The 16,249-nt window shown below is 38.2% G+C and carries 13 protein-coding genes; 2 read left to right on the forward strand and 11 right to left on the reverse strand.

Translation table 11 applies throughout. From position 1 onward, the window contains the following. Positions 1–13: 13 nt before the first annotated feature. The 10 genes from MKX67_RS20230 to MKX67_RS20275 all read right to left on the reverse strand — a co-directional run bounded on the left by MKX67_RS20230 (position 14) and on the right by MKX67_RS20275 (position 13,415). Positions 14–1,450, reverse strand: coding sequence for a S41 family peptidase (locus tag MKX67_RS20230; protein ID WP_342488677.1), 1,437 nt, complete (start codon positions 1,448–1,450; stop codon positions 14–16). 290 nt (positions 1,451–1,740) lie between these two features. After that, positions 1,741–3,123 (reverse strand): peptidoglycan DD-metalloendopeptidase family protein, encoded by a 1,383-nt coding sequence (locus MKX67_RS20235; protein ID WP_307318912.1) that lies wholly within the window; start codon positions 3,121–3,123, stop codon positions 1,741–1,743. A gap of 91 nt (positions 3,124–3,214) precedes the next feature. Then, positions 3,215–4,108, reverse strand: coding sequence for a permease-like cell division protein FtsX (gene ftsX, locus MKX67_RS20240; protein WP_095371855.1), 894 nt, complete (start codon positions 4,106–4,108; stop codon positions 3,215–3,217). Next, entirely contained in the window at positions 4,098–4,784 is a 687-nt protein-coding gene (ftsE, locus tag MKX67_RS20245; protein WP_095371854.1) for a cell division ATP-binding protein FtsE, read from the reverse strand. Before ftsE ends, ftsX begins: the two co-directional genes overlap by 11 nt. Before the next feature lie 526 nt (positions 4,785–5,310). Continuing rightward, complete coding sequence (gene cccB, locus MKX67_RS20250) at positions 5,311–5,664, reverse strand: cytochrome c551 (RefSeq protein ID WP_095371853.1); 354 nt, start codon at positions 5,662–5,664, stop codon at positions 5,311–5,313. Positions 5,665–5,720: 56 nt separating this feature from the next. Continuing rightward, positions 5,721–6,596, reverse strand: a complete 876-nt coding sequence (locus tag MKX67_RS20255; RefSeq protein ID WP_095371852.1) for a YitT family protein — start codon at positions 6,594–6,596, stop codon at positions 5,721–5,723. Positions 6,597–7,117: 521 nt separating this feature from the next. After that, entirely contained in the window at positions 7,118–8,206 is a 1,089-nt protein-coding gene (locus MKX67_RS20260) for a hypothetical protein (RefSeq protein WP_342488678.1), read from the reverse strand. Positions 8,207–8,390: 184 nt separating this feature from the next. Then, positions 8,391–9,501 (reverse strand): peptide chain release factor 2 gene (gene prfB / locus MKX67_RS20265; protein ID WP_157733891.1). Its coding sequence is split into 2 segments (ribosomal slippage): positions 8,391–9,428 and positions 9,430–9,501, totalling 1,110 coding nucleotides; the frame shifts between segments, so codons are not numbered across the junction. Positions 9,502–9,631: 130 nt separating this feature from the next. Beyond that, a complete protein-coding gene (gene secA / locus MKX67_RS20270; protein ID WP_307319552.1) occupies positions 9,632–12,157 on the reverse strand; it encodes a preprotein translocase subunit SecA in 2,526 nt (841 codons plus the stop codon). Between the two features lie 190 nt (positions 12,158–12,347). Next, positions 12,348–13,415: an SEC-C metal-binding domain-containing protein gene (locus MKX67_RS20275; protein ID WP_307319554.1), complete on the reverse strand. Its 1,068-nt coding sequence runs from the start codon at positions 13,413–13,415 to the stop codon at positions 12,348–12,350. A 350-nt stretch (positions 13,416–13,765) separates the two neighbouring features. On the opposite strand from MKX67_RS20275, the gene MKX67_RS20280 reads away from it, so the two are divergent. After that, a complete protein-coding gene (locus MKX67_RS20280; RefSeq protein WP_095371847.1) occupies positions 13,766–14,071 on the forward strand; it encodes a DUF1232 domain-containing protein in 306 nt (101 codons plus the stop codon). Positions 14,072–14,491: 420 nt separating this feature from the next. Further along, positions 14,492–14,917: a VOC family protein gene (locus MKX67_RS20285; protein WP_095371846.1), complete on the forward strand. Its 426-nt coding sequence runs from the start codon at positions 14,492–14,494 to the stop codon at positions 14,915–14,917. Positions 14,918–15,161: 244 nt separating this feature from the next. On the opposite strand, the gene MKX67_RS20290 is transcribed toward MKX67_RS20285, so the two are convergent. After that, positions 15,162–16,229, reverse strand: a complete 1,068-nt coding sequence (locus tag MKX67_RS20290) for an ABC transporter ATP-binding protein (protein WP_095371845.1) — start codon at positions 16,227–16,229, stop codon at positions 15,162–15,164. Positions 16,230–16,249: the final 20 nt, after the last annotated feature.

Raw genomic sequence — 16,249 nt, forward strand, 5'->3', positions numbered from 1 at the left:
TATAGAGTAAACACTATTGGTTTGCCATAATACGCAAGCCTGTTTGTAATTGCATATCATTGTCCTGGTTATTTCTTTGCTTAATGACTTCTTTCTCAAGAGATTCGGCTGTTTTTTCATCAATTTGTCCGTTTGCTGTTAGTCCGGCCGCATGTTGAAACGCTCTAACTGCTGTTGCAGTTGCAGCACTATAATAGCCATCCTCTCGACCAGGTGCATAACCTAAGCTTTTTAATATGAATTGCGCATTCTTCACTTGATTATTATTCATGTCCGTTTTTAACGTTTTCTCCACTTGGATCGGGTGAGTCTCATACAGTTCAGATTGTTTTACTTCATAAGTAGGTGCGACACCTTTTTTATGAATCCAATTTCCGTCAGGTGTAAGCCATTTATATAAGGTCAATTTAATATTACTGCCATCCCCCATTGGAACAGGTTGTTGAACTGTTCCTTTACCAAATGTTTGTGTACCAATTAACGGATAATCACCTGCTTCTTTGAGGGCTGCTGCTAATATTTCTGAGGCAGATGCACTACCCTTATCAATAAGAACGCCGATAGGATACGATTTCTTCTCTTCTAAAGGAGAGAAATTCATCATTCTTTCACCGTTTCTTTGTTCTATCTGCACATATGGTTTATCCTTCGTAACCAACTCTTCCAATATTTCGTCAACTACTTTTAATAGTCCACCAGGGTTATTTCGTACATCAATTAACAAACTGTCCATTCCCTGTTCTTCTAGGCCCTTGAGAGCAATCTTAAATTCCTTAGCTGTATCTGTTGCAAAAGAAGTAATCTCAACATAGCCAACTTTTTCATTGTCGTGCATTATAACTTCAGAATTAACTGTAATATGAGGTATTTCTGCCCGAACAATTTCTATTTCTAACGGGTTTTGCAAACCTTCTCTCATAATGGTCAATTTGACTTTTGTCCCTTTTTTTCCTTTTATCTTTAAGGTCGCTTGCAATAAATTAAAGCCTTCAACACTTTCATCATCAATCTTGATGATTTGGTCATTTGGTTTCAAACCAGCTTGCTCTGCTGGTGAATTTTTTACTGGAGATACAATAATGATCTTACCATCTACTAAACTAACCTCGGCTCCAATTCCTTCAAATGAAGAATCGAGTGTTTCACTAAATTGTTTTGCTGTACTTTCATCCATATAAACGGAATAATCATCATTTAACGTGGTAAGCATCCCTTGAATCGCGCCTTCTGTTAACTTATGTGCATCAACTTCTTCAACATAATTTTTGTAAATGAGCTGATAAGCAGCGTTCATTTTCTCCAAATCAGATGCAAGCTGTTGACTACCTCCCATTTCTTCTAGCTGTTTTGTTTGCGATATATTTAACTTTAATTGAAAGCCTGCATAGGAACCTATCGCGCCCACAAGTAATGATATGACCATTAATATGACTACTTTCTTTTTGCCCACTTAACCGCCGTCCCTTCTTTAAGCAACTGTGGCTCTTTCATCAATATATGAATGAATAGGACGAGTTATGATTGTGAAATTGTTTAACCATAAAGTTAGCCAAGAAAGCTCGATGTCATATCCTACCTGTTCTTAAAAAAGGCAACACAAGTCTTTAAATATCCAAAAAAGTGAAAAATGACTCTTTTTCACCTCGATCGAGGTATCAAAAGAGCCATTTTTATGCTAAAATTGTTTTATATATCGTACGATGGGTAAAAGAAAAAAGAGAAGCTTTAAAAGCTCCTCTCTTACAATGGTACAATTCCAACTGGGTTAATTGCGTTGGATTTCGATTGGTTCCAACCACCTTTATGCAATTCAAAGTGTAAATGTTGTCCTGTCGATTGTCCTGTATTACCCATTAAACCAATTTGTTGACCTTGTGAAACCGTTTGGCCATTACTAACAGATCTTGAGCCACTTCTCATATGTGCATAAACCGTTGTATACGTTTGTCCATTAATAGAATGTGCAATAAACACGACTTCACCATAGCTAGATGAATGGTAAGATTGAATGACCACACCATCAGCTGCGGCATAAATAGGCACTGTTCCTGCAGCTGCTAGATCAATTCCAGCATGGTATGAGCCCCATCTTTGTCCTAAACCTGAAGTTAATACACCTGCTGAAGGACGAATCCAATCTCCACTTGACGGAGGTGGTGTTTGTACTTGTTCTTGTCCACCACTAGATTCTGAAGAACTATCGGAACCACTGTTGCCGGAACTGCTAGTTGTACCTGCATTTTGTTTTGCTGATTTGGCTGCTTCAGCTGCTTTTTTTGCTTCCGCCTGTCTTGCGAGTTCGGCTTGTCTCGCTTCTTCAGCTTTTCGTGCTGCTTCAGCTTGACGATCTTTTTCTGCCTGTATTGCTTTTGCAACAGCTTTCTCTTGTGCAGCTAATAATTCTTTTTCTTCTTCACCACTTATTTTTTCAGCGTGATGATGGTCCTCTTCTTCTTTTAAGATTGTAATAAGATTAGCCTTCTCTTTTTTCTGGTTATCAAGATTTGCTTTCATTTTTTCTAATTCTTTACGCATACCTTCAAGCGAAGCTAAATCTTCTTTTACTTTTGCTTGTTTTTGTTCTAGTGATTTCTTATCTTCTTCTTGCTGTCTTACAATCTCTTGGTCAGCTTCAACAATTGTTGCTACTGCACCAACTCGTCCAATAAAATCACTGAAACTTTGTGCGCCAAGTAATACGTCTATGTAATTAACTGTTCCACCTGATTCTTGCATCGAACGTGCTCGGTCTTTTAAAAGTTCATTTCTTTGTTTAATACGTTCTTTTAAATCTTCTATTTCTTGTTCAAGCTTTTTAATTTCTGCTTTCTTTGCTTCAATTTCTTTGTTTTTCTCATCTATTTGCGCTTCTGCATCTGAGATTTCTTTCGTTAGTCTTTCTACAGCAGTCTTAGCATCCTCTTGTTCGCCTACTAATCTTTCAATCTCTTTTTGAGACTTATCAATCTGCGAATCAATATTAGATTGCTCTTTCTTAAGTTCTTCACTTTGACTTTCTAAATCACCAAGCTTATCGGCAAAAGCATTCGTTGGCAATGTTGCCGTAACCGTTCCAACACTCATCATTGCGGCTAAAGATAATGTAACCATCTTTTTCTTCAATTTCATTTTCCCCTCTCGTATGTTTCTCCCCGTGGCAAATATGTATAAAGAGCTGAAGTCAGCATCTCATGCCAACTCAGCTCAAGCATCCTTATATTTTCAAAAACTTACGAACAGACATTAAACTTCCCCAAACGCCAATAATTGCGCCTAATAGTATGAGAATCGCACCTACTTGATAAACAAATGGTGTTACCTCTAACAGTTGAATAAAATGTCCTTGAAGTTTTGGCGATACGTAATCATAAAAGTAATAATAAGCTGTACCTACAGCAGCGACAGGAATAATCGAACCGAGTAACCCTAGCCATAACCCTTCTAAAAAGAATGGCCAGCGTATAAAGGAATTTGTTGCCCCAACTAATCTCATAATCTCAATTTCGTGACGTCTTGAAACGATAGTGATTTTAATCGTGTTTGAGATTAAGAACATAGCAGTAAATAATAAACCAACAATTAAAATAATGCCTATATTACGGCCAAAGTTAATGGTAGAAAATAAATTCTCAACCGTTCCTTGTCCATAATTCACGTTAGCAGTGAATTCCATTTCATCGATTTCCTCAGCTAATGGAATCGTATCACTTGGTGTTTTTGCTTGCACAACGTAAACATCATTTAATGGGTTGTCCTGTTGGAAAAGCTTAAACGCTTCTCCCTCTTCACCTAAGCTACTAATTAAACTATCTAGTTCTTCATCTTTCCCAGAGAATGTCACAGAATCAACTTTCGGCAGTGCAGCTATCTTCTCTTCTAATGCTGTGGCATCTTCTTCTGTTGCGGTTCGGTCAATATAAACTCGAATCTCAACATCACTTTCAATACTGCTAGCCATATGGTTAAGGTTCATCATAATGGCAAAGAATACACCAACAAGAATCAATGTAACCGTGACGGCACTTGCAGAAGCAAATGTCATCCAACCGTTACGACCTAAGCTTTTGAAACTTTCTCTTATATGCCTTAAAAAAGTATTAGATTTCATATCCGTAATCACCTCTTTGCTCATCACGGACAATTCTGCCACTCTCAATCGCAATGACACGATGCTTAATCGTATTAACGATCGTTTTGTTGTGGGTAGCCATGATAACCGTTGTACCTCTCGTGTTGATTTCCTCAAAGATATTCATGATTTCCCAAGATGTATCAGGGTCTAAGTTTCCTGTTGGTTCATCGGCAATAACCAACTTAGGCTGATTGACAATCGATCGTGCGATGGAAACACGCTGTTGCTCTCCACCTGAAAGCTCATCTGGAAACATGCGCACCTTATGCTTCAAACCAACTAAATCTAATGTATCCATTACTTTTTTCTTTATATTTTTCGGATTCTCTTCAATAACTTCAAGTGTATACGCTACATTTTCATATACATTCAACTTCGGTAGCAACTTAAAGTCCTGGAAGACAACTCCGATATTACGCCTAATGAGTGGAACTTTACTGTTCTTTAATGAACCCATATCTATTCCATTTAAAGTGATTGTACCGCTTGTTGGCTTTTCTTCTCGATACATCATTTTTATAAATGTAGATTTACCTGCACCACTTGGACCAACGATATAGACAAACTCACCTTGGTCAATCTTCACGTCAATGCCATTTGTTGCAGTAACACCATTTTTATATTTTTTATATACATTTTTCATTTCTAACATGTAGATCACCTTATATCCGGAGTTTATTTTTAGTAAAAATTGCGCAAGCCTAACCCAATTATTTTTTATAAAATAATCATCAGTTAAAGTGGGTTTCTTTTCCTTAGGCGGGGCAATTGCGGTGTGTGAATGATAAAGATGCATTTAATCGACATAAACTGACATCTTCTTCTAAAAACCATTGACTCGAGGGATCAAACAACATTTCTTACGTTTACTTCACCCATTATAACATCATATATTGTCAAAATAACGCATAAAATTATTACATTTTCTTTTCAACACAGTAATATTATAGGTAAATATGTCTACTTTTGAGGAATTATAATAGAATTATTTTCCAATATTAGATAATTAGACCTTTCTTTTGTCGCAATTTTCCGTTTAATATTATGTAAGCAGCTCTATTGTTGACTGGATATGCTAGTGACGTTTTTCACCCTAAGGTAATGTAACATTTGTCGATTTTTCTTTATTTTTCCCAAAGAAAAAACGCGCTGTGAGTGAGCGCGATTTTTCTCTTTTATTACTTTTTAGCTGCAAGCCATTCAGCAACTGTATTTGCTTCTTCTTCATTCAAGAGTCCGCCAGGCATTGCACCTTTACCGTTGATAATAATATCGTGAATTTCATCAGCAGAGTAGTTAGCACCGATTTTATCTAGCGCAGGTCCAGCGCCCCCTGAAAGATCGCCACCATGACAACTCATACAGTTATTGTCATACAGTTTTTGTGCATCTCCCGCATCTGCTGTTGACTCTTCACCACTCGTATTATCATCTGTTGCAGTGTCTTCACCTGCCTCATCATTGCCACCACATGCAGCGAGTGAAAAAACAAGAGCTGAGCCGAAAAGAATTGATAAAAGCTTTTTCTTCATTACATTTACCTCCCTTTATAGGAAAATTTACAGATTACAGTGAAATTATACCAATATTACGCCCGTTTAAAACCCTCTCCAAGTACCTCTGAAGCATCGCTAACAATGATAAAAGCAGATGGGTCAATTGATTGAACCAGTTGTTTCAATTTCGTGAACTCTGTCTGATCAACCACACACATTAAAACAGGACGTTCATGATCTGTATATCCACCGTATGCTGATAGTTTTGTCACACCTCTATCAATTTTATTCAAAATTCCATCACGAACTTCATCTTGACGGTTAGTAATAATAAGCGCCATTTTTTTCCTACCAAGGCCAACCTGAACTATATCAATGGTTTTACTCGTTACATATAGGCCAATTAATGCATATAAACCTTTTTCAATATCAAACACTACAGCAGCTGCTATCACAATCAATCCATCAATAAGTGCCACACATACACCGAGAGATAATCCCGTATATTTATGAATAATCTGAGCTGCTAAGTCAGTCCCACCTGTAGATGCCTTCCCGCGGAAAGTAATACCTAGACCCAAACCGACACCGATACAACCGAACAAAGAGGCAAGTAGCGGATCCATAGTCCAAGGCTCCAAGTCTTTTGTTAAGAAAACGACGAAAGGAAGGAATATGGTTCCTACTAATGTTTTAATACCGAATGATCCACCTAATAATATGACGCCAGCAATAAATAGGGGAATATTTAGTGCCCACTGCACATAAGCTGGCTCCCATCCTGTAATTGCCTTCAATATTGTACTAATCCCGCTTACTCCCCCTGAGGCCACTTCATTTGGTAGTAAGAATAAGTTAAAACTGATAGCGACAAGTGCCGATCCAATCAATACGAATACGTATTCAACTAGCTTTGAGTTCCCTGATCCTGTCTTTCGTTTCTTTTTATTTACTTTTTGAGTATTCATTTACGTAAAATGCCTCCTTAGTGCCAAGTCTTATATGATGTTCATTTGCTAAAGGACACGAGGCAATAAGAAATCGTCTCAATTACGAGTAAATGCACACAATTCAATCTTTTCATCACCTTTGTCTTTTCAGAGAGTGAGTATAGCATGGCTTTTATCCTATGTAAATGACATTCAACTACTGTGTTAAAGGGGTAAATAAACAAAGATATAAATTTTATTATGAGTTGTGGTGGATGGGATTATGCGGGAAGACTATACGTTCTCTATTTAGATTTATTTTAGGGATACATGTGGTGGGTGTAAGGAGAGGCTTACTTTAAAGGGAGCTGCTTGGTTTCAGCTAGTTGTATTTTTTGATTTTTTGTAGCCATGAATAGCCGGATAATTCTAATTCGTATAGAAACTCAATCCTTTTTCCATTGTGGAATCTTCTTGACTGGATGCGCTAATTGTTCGTCCTCAACATAGATGTGAAAACCTTTCAAGGGATACGGTAGCTGTGCTTCCACTTCTGATTTTCATTTTGAGTGACTTGCTATTTCTGTTTGTGAAGCTCTCAGCTTCGGTTCTCTTTCTGAGTGACTTGCTATTTCAGTTTGTGAAGCTCTCAGCTTCAGTTCTCTTTCTGAGTGACTTGCTATTTCTGTTTGTGAAGCTCTCAGCTTCGGTTCTCTTTCTGAGTGACTTACTATTCCTGTTTGCGAACCTCTCATTTTCGGTTTTCTTTCTGAGTGACTCACAATTCCAGTTTGTGAAGCTCTCATTTCCAATTTTCCTGCTGAGTGACTTACTAATCCAGTTTGCGAAGCTCTCAGCTTCAGTTCTCTTTCTGAGTGACTTACTAATCCAGTTTGTGAAGCTCTCATTTCCAATTTTCCTGCTGAGTGACTTACTAATCCAGTTTGCGAAGCTCTCATTTTCAGTTCTCTTTCTGAGTGACTTGCTATTCCTGTTTGCGAAGCTCTCATTTTCGGTTCTCTTGCTGAGTGACTTGCTATTCCTGTTTGTGAAGCTCTCAGCTTCGGTTTTATTTCTGAGTGACTCACAGTTCCAGGTTGTGAAGCTCTCATTTTCGGTTTTCTTTCTGAGTGACTTACTATTCCTGTTTGTGAAGTCCTCATTTTCGGTTCTCTTTCTGAGTGACTCACAATTCCAGTTTGTGAAGCTCTCATTTCCAATTTTCCTGCTGAGTGACTAACTAATCCAGTTTGTGAAGCTCTCATTTCCAATTTTCCTGCTAAGTGACTTACTAATCCAGTTTGCGAAGCTCTCCTTTTCGGTTTTCTTTCTGAGTGACTTGCTATTTCAGTTTGCGAAGCTCTCCTTTTCGGTTTTCTTTCTGAGTGACTCACTAATCCAGTTTGCGAAGCTCTCCTTTTCGGTTTTCTTTCTGAGTGACTCACTAATCCAGTTTGCGAAGCTCTCATATTCGGTTCTCTTTCTGAGCGACTTGCTAATTCAGGTTGTGAAGCTCTCAGCTTCGGTTCTCTTTCTGAGTGACTCACTAATCCAATTTGCGAAGCCCTCATTTCCATTTTTCCTGCTGAGTGACTCACAATTCCAATTTGCGAAGCTCTCTTTCCCAATTTTCCTGCTGAGCGGCTCACTAATCCACTTTACAAAGCTCTCATTCTCATTCCCCTTCTTCTTTCCAAGTGACTCACAAACCCCGCTTCACATAGCGTTCATCCCCCCTCACTTCTGCCCCACTTACCAAACCTCGTTTCCAACATAAAACTATCACCAATATAAGAAAAGCAACGTCCTCCATTGCGGACGCTGCTTTCCTTCTTATTCACCTAAGCTCAATTTAGAGCGTAGGTAAGCGTTGATGAAGATGTCTAGGTCTCCGTCCATGACGCCTTGTACATTGCCTGATTCGGTGTTTGTACGGTGGTCTTTGACCATAGAGTATGGGTGGAAGACGTAGGAACGAATTTGGCTTCCCCAACCAATTTCTTTTTGTTCTCCACGGATCTCTAGTAATTCTTGCTCTTGTTCTTCGATTTTCTTTTGGTAAAGTTTCGCTTTCAACATTTTCATTGCTTGTTCGCGGTTTTTAATTTGGGAACGTTCTGACTGGCATGTAACAACGACATTTGTCGGTAAGTGCGTAATCCTTACCGCTGAATCCGTTGTATTGATATGCTGTCCACCTGCTCCACTGGCACGGTACGTATCAATTTTCAAATCCTCTGTCCGGATATCAATTTCAATTTCATCGTTGAATTCTGGCATTACTTCACAAGATACGAAGGAAGTATGGCGACGGCCAGAAGAATCAAATGGCGAAATACGTACGAGTCGATGAACGCCTTTCTCCGCTTTTAAATAGCCGTATGCATTATGTCCTTTAATAGACAATGTTACGCTCTTAATTCCCGCTTCGTCACCTGGCAGGTAATCTAATGTTTCTACTTTAAATCCTTTTTTCTCTGCCCAACGAGTGTACATACGTAATAACATCGAACCCCAGTCCTGAGACTCTGTACCACCAGCACCTGGATGAAGTTCTAAAATCGCGTTATTTTTATCGTATTCTTCACTTAAAAGCAATTGCAGCTCAAAATCAGCTAAACGCTTAGATAAAGCGACGATCTCCGTTTCAAGCTCTTCTTGTAGCTCTGCATCTGCTTCTTCTTTTACTAATTCATATGTTAATTCGAGATTCTCGAACGTCTCATTTAAATCATTGAACTCATTGACTTGTTCTTTTAATGCATTGGACTCATTGATCACTACTTGTGCGGCTTGTTGATCATCCCAAAAACTAGGATGAAGCATCTCGTTATCAAGTTCTGCAATACGTGCCTCTTTGTTTTCTAAGTCAAAGAGACCCCCTAAAGTCCGCTAAAATTTTAGCTGTTTTCTCTAACTCATGACGAATCTCTGCTAATTCCATCTTGGTCACCTCTACACATATTTTTAACCTTTATATTATATAACTTCTCCCGGCAAAGTGAAACACTTCGTGTAAAAAGCCGGCAGCGACCCTTATAAACAGGTTTTTGCCGGCTCTTATTCAGATATTGTTAACCTTTTGCACCACAGCAGTTTTTATATTTTTTTCCACTGCCGCAAATACATGGATCATTACGACCAACATCCATTTGTTTGACAACAGGCTTTTTCTTCTTCTGTTTACCGTCTTCACTTTCTTTCGGGTTGACAGCTTGGCCTTTTGCTACTTCTTGACGTTGAAGATTGTCACGAATTTCTGCTTTCATCACATATTTCGCTACATCTTCTTCAATAGCAGCAATCATCATTTCAAACATGTGGAATCCTTCTTTTTGATATTCGCGCAGTGGATCAATTTGTCCATACGCACGCAGGTGAATCCCTTGACGAAGTTGATCCATGGCATCAATATGATCAATCCATTTTGTATCAACAGCACGAAGCATAATTACTTTTTCGAATTCGCGCATTTGTTCACTTTGCATTTTTTCTTCTTTTTCATTATAGAAGGCAATGATTTTATCCCAAATATGATCGATTACTTCATCCGCTTCTTTTCTGCGAATATCTTCCACCGTAACCGTTCCTTCTGGAAGAAGATTTCCTTTAACGTAATCAATTAATCCTTCATAGTTCCATTCATCGTCACCATCTTCTTCTGTTTGTGAAGCAAAAGCGTGGACGTTCCGTGTTAAGACGCTATGAACCATACGCTCGACAATTTCTCTTAAGTTCTCTGAATCAAGCACTTCATTTCTTTGTGTATAAATAATCTCACGTTGCTGACGCAAAACATCATCATATGAAAGCAATTGTTTACGTGCGTCGAAGTTATTTCCTTCTACACGTTTTTGGGCGGATTCAACTGCACGTGAAACCATTTTACTTTGAATCGGTTGCGAATCATCCATGCCGAGCTTCGACATCATGTTTTTCATATTATCCGAGCCAAAACGACGCATTAATTCATCTTCCATTGATAAATAGAACTGGGTGACACCAGGATCACCTTGACGACCAGAACGACCACGGAGCTGGTTATCAATTCGACGACTTTCATGTCGCTCTGTACCGATAACAGCTAAGCCGCCAACTTCTTTGACACCTTCACCAAGTTTGATATCAGTACCACGACCAGCCATATTTGTAGCAATCGTAACGGCGCCAGACTTACCAGCATCTAAAATAATATCTGCTTCACGACCATGGTTTTTCGCATTCAAGACATTATGCGGAATCCCTTTTTTCGTTAAGTATTTTGAGATAATTTCAGACGTTTCAATGGCAACTGTACCAACAAGGACTGGTTGCCCATTTTTATGGCGTTCTGCTATGTCTTCCACTAAAGCACGATATTTTCCATCCACCGTTGCATAAATTAAATCAGAACGATCATCACGTGCAACAGGACGGTTTGTCGGAATTGCAATGACATTCATATTGTAAATGTTACGGAATTCCTCTTCTTCTGTTTTTGCTGTACCTGTCATACCTGATAATTTCTCATACATACGGAAGTAGTTCTGGAATGTAATGGAAGCAAGGGTCATACTTTCATTCTGAATTTCTAAGCCTTCCTTCGCTTCAATTGATTGGTGAAGACCATCACTATAACGACGACCTTTCATGAGACGGCCAGTGAATTGGTCGACAATCACAATTTCGCCTTCTTGTACAACGTAGTCCACATCTTTATGCATACTTGTGTGTGCCTTTAGCGCTTGCGTAATATGGTGATTCAAAGAAACATGAGAAACATCAAACAAATTTTCAATGCCAAAAGCTTTCTCGGCCTTTGTCATCCCTTCTTCCGTTAATTGCACACCTTTTGTTTTTTCATCGTAAGTGAAGTCTTCCTCTACCTTTAAGCGGCTAACAAAGGCATTCGCTTGTAAATAAAGTTTCGTTGATTTTTGTGCGGATCCAGAAATAATTAATGGTGTACGCGCTTCATCAATTAAAATCGAGTCAACCTCATCAATAACTGCAAAATTTAACGGCCGTTGCACTTTTTGCTCTTTATAAAGCACCATATTGTCTCGTAAATAATCAAAACCTAATTCATTGTTTGTACTATAAGTAATATCAGCTGCATAGGCTGCTTGTTTTTCCTCTTTAGACATACCATTTAAGTTCAAACCAACAGTTAGTCCAAGGAAATCATATAGTTGTCCCATTTCAGTAGCATCACGAGTCACTAAGTATTCATTGACTGTTACAACATGTACACCTTTTCCTGAAATCGCATTTAAATAAACCGGCATCGTCGAAGTTAAAGTTTTACCTTCACCGGTTTTCATTTCAGATATATTGCCATCATGAAGTGCTGCCCCACCCATTAACTGTACGGGATAAGGGTATAAGCCAAACACACGTCTTGACGCTTCTCTTACCACAGCAAATGCTTCTACTAGTAAATCATCAAGCGATTCACCTTTTTGATGACGCTCTTTGAACTCACCCGTTTTCGCTTTTAAGTGTTCATCACTCAGCGCTTCCATCTTCGAAGCTAATGCTTCTATTTGTTCCGCCGTTTTCGTTAGGCGTTTTAATTCACGTTTATTCACATCAAAAACCTTATTTAAAATCCCAAGCATACAAACGCTCCTTTATCTATTGGAGATGTCTATTTAATGTGTCATCCTGAAACAATGATATATGGTATTAATGATACCACTTCGCATGGGTAGAGACAACTTTTGTCAGGTGTGAGGGTGTAATTTTTGTCATATAGGGCGGCGAAATAATAAAGAAAGAAGCTAGATTCATTACTAGCTTCTCTCCCATTTAAATATCTTGCTTTGTTTTATTAAAAATATCGTCAATAAATGCAGCTACTTGGCTCTGAATATCCCTATAGTAAGTGGATACGCGGCCAGCTGTTAGCCCGTATTTTTCCCCAAGCTCTTTTTGTGTCATACTTGATTCGACACCTGACTGTTCATAAACAAAATAACGTAGTGCAGCAATATAATTTTCTGCTTTTTGAATACGTTTATTCGTTTGTTTAATGTATTCTACCCACACACCTACACCGAAGTTAATGACCCATTGCGATTCTCCCGCTGTAGTCATATCTTTTTCAAATTGCTCTGCCACTTGTTTAGCCCCTTCGGTTGGCCATTCATAAGCATCCATATCTACACTTGCTGCTGCCTCTGGAAGGCGATGCATGAGCTCCAAGAAATGATCTTCGAGATATTGGATAGCATGATTATTTCCGATCGCTGCAAAATCATCTTTTAGATAACCTTCATAATCTGCTGCTTTTCCTTCTGATACTTCGAATAGGCAAGGGAAAGCGGTATATTTGTCCTCATATGGGAATAATACACCGAAAGCAAACCAACCTTCAGAAAAATCATTCATTGCTTCATCTAATACGACTGTATACGATTCATTTGTCAGTGTATCTACAAAATGTAGGTCTCTATCATCAAGTCCAATCACTTTCCCAGCTACCGGGATCGCCACTTTCCAAGATTGTAGAATTTCATGTAATCTTGGTCTTAAGACAGCTGATTCTTTATGTTCAATAAACTTATGAAGAATCGTTTCACCGTCTTCAACCGTTTTAAACGGAATATACCAGAAAGGCATCATAAATTCGAAAAATTCCGCGTCATCTTTATCGGTATCTTCCAATTTTTCCATTAGTTGTTGATACTCACTTCTAATGGCGTTACCATATCTTTGATACGCAAAAATACGTAATTCTTTTTGTAACTCGCTCACTTCATTATCAATGAGTTCTGTAATAGTAATTGTTTCCTTTTTCGCACAGCATTTTTTGTATTTTTTTCCACTGCCACAAGGACAAGGGTCATTTCGATTAATTTTCACAGCTGTTTGCATATTTCATTCTCCTCTCATCACCTAGGAACAGCTTGTTCTATTATATATGATTAGTTATCTACTTTCGTTGATCGCGGATATACCAACTCAACTAAAAGCCGACTCACAATAAGTGCCCCCGGCTAACCTACAAAATTATCGCTATTCTATACTAACATTAATCTAGGGCTAAGGTCATTTAATAGAAAATTAGAAAAGATGGAATGATTCAGTATAATTCAACTGATAGAGTAAAGGATATCTTCTAAAGAGTAGGGGTAATGAACATAAACAGCATTTAGATTGTCAATAATCATCTCAACAGGTATGATGAGGGAAATAACAGACAACACTCGGAAAGGAAGAGGAAGATGAAGAAATTCTTTAAACGTGTTGGGTTTGTCCTAACCTTCTGGAGATTCATTCCTTTTTTCTTTGAATACTTAGCAGCTAAAGATATTCCTTTATGGAAGAAACTACTTCCTGTAGGCGTATCGATTGCCTATATTCTCATTCCAATAGATCTCATTCCAGACTTTCTTTATATCATCGGTATCACAGATGATGTACTCTTCACAACCTTTATCCTCCAAAGCATGGTTAAATATGCACCGGACCGGTTGAAACTGAAGTACTCGAAGCTCTTGGATGACAACCAGAAACCCGTGAAGAAATAAATGCTTATATGTGGATTGCCCTCTGTTCTTGTTGAGGGCTTTTTTTGCGTTTAATTAAGACAATGAATCAATGTAAGCTATTGAAGCAAAAATCTTGTTTACTCAAGGCTGTCGGTAAGAAGTGAAGTCGAAGTGACTTTTGAAAGAATATTCCTTTCGTAATCTCCTATGAAGGGGAATCTAAAGAAACTTATGCCTGTTGATTTTCCCAGGCAGATAAAGGCTATGGTAGAGGGTACTTATTAACACTATTTTCGGATTATCTAAAGTATGAAGTTAAGAGAGAGCTTAAATGCTTCTCTTTTTTTTACGAAATAGAAGGTGTAAATCTGTTTTAGTAGAAATATAGAAATAAAGTTTGATACAAGGTATACAAATAAATATTCTGTGGTAAAAAAATGAGACGATGAGGTGCTAAAAATGATTGTAGCAGTAAACCCTTATGTAGTAACAAACGGAAATGGAAAAGAAGCAGTGCAATTTTATGTTGATGTCTTTAACGCAGAGCTTATTTCGTTGCAAACATTTGGAGAGATGCCAGAGGATCCGGATCACCCACTTCCAAGTGAAGCACAGGACCGTGTATTGAATGCTCAATTTAAAGTAGGCAATACCACTATGATGCTTTCCGATAATTTTCCTGGAGCTCCTTATACGATTGGAAATCAAGTAACCATTGCCATTCAAATCGATTCAGTGGATTCATCAAAACAAATATTTGAGAAATTGTCTAAAGAGGGGAAAGTTACAATGCCTCTACAAGAAACGTTTTGGAGCCCATCATATGGACAAGTAACTGATAAATATGGAGTAGAGTGGCAAGTTTCAGCTCTTCCGCAAGACTAATGTAAATCAGCCCTTTCTTCTACTTTAGAAGGGGCTTTTGTTTATTCAGCTTTTTGATCATGTATCCTAAAATAAGCGATATTTAGCAAAGGTTGTGAGCGATACAACAAACGTCGAAATTTTACTGTGGGGGCACAAATAAAAGAAGCACCAGAAAAAATTCGATTCGGCAAATGAATAATTCCCGGTGGCCCCTACAAAACTTAAAAAAGCGCAATCTCCTACCTGGAATTGCGCATACCTGTTATAAAACTACTGGTTCTCTTCTATTATTACTTACCTTCATATCTGCTAAAAGATTTTCTACCAAATTAACATCTCTCACTCTTTCCCCACTCTTATCAAATACCAAGACATCTTCTTTTGAAAATGCGATTAGGGATTCTTTAGTAGGTGTTTGCCAAGTGGACTCACCTTTTACAAAAACTTTCCCCCAATCCGTTGTAAGACAATAGATAGATTCTCCACCTAAATGTTCAGTAGAAACAACGGCACCTGTTAATACATAATCAGCATTCACATTAAGGTCATCTTCCTTCATACTCATATTTTCTGGTCGGATACCGATGGAATAATCACCATAAGACAATATATTTGTGGGGGGTGAGCCGATAAATTGTGCTACGAATAGATTGGCTGGATTTGTATAGATCTCCTTCGGTGTCCCTTTTTGCATGATATGACCATTGTTCATAATAATGATATATGACCCCATTGACATCGCTTCAATTTGGTCATGTGTGACATAAAGAAAGGTAGTTTGTAATTCTTTTTGTAATTCAATAAGTTCTTGTCTCATTTGATTCCTCAGTTTTGCATCCAAGTTGGACAAAGGCTCGTCCATTAGAAACGCGTGCGGCCTTTTAACAATAGCCCTCGCTAACGCCACCCTTTGCCTTTGCCCCCCTGATAACTCACCTGGACGCTTATTAGCGTGTTCTGTTAACTCCACCATCTCAATCACTTTATTTACCATGATCAGACGTTTGTTTTTCTCTATTTTTTTTATTTTTAATCCGTATTCAATGTTCTTAAATACTGTCATATGCGGATACAATGCATAATTTTGAAAAACCATGCCGATATCACGGTCTTTAGGCTCGCTATAGGTAATATCTTGGTCATTAATAAAAATAGACCCACTTGTCGGTTCTTCTAAACCAGCAATCATACGCAATAGCGTTGACTTACCGCATCCTGAAGGACCTAGTAAAATGGCAAAGGATCCATCTGGTATATCAACATCGATTCCTTTTAGTATTTCTTTTTGACCGAAAGATTTCTTCATTTGTTCAACTTTAATACTCCCCATAATTTACGCCTCCAGCTTAT

Origin of the sequence: Cytobacillus sp. FSL W7-1323, assembly GCF_038595015.1 — a bacterium.
GTDB classification, from domain to species: Bacteria; Bacillota; Bacilli; order Bacillales; family Cytobacillaceae; genus Cytobacillus; species Cytobacillus kochii.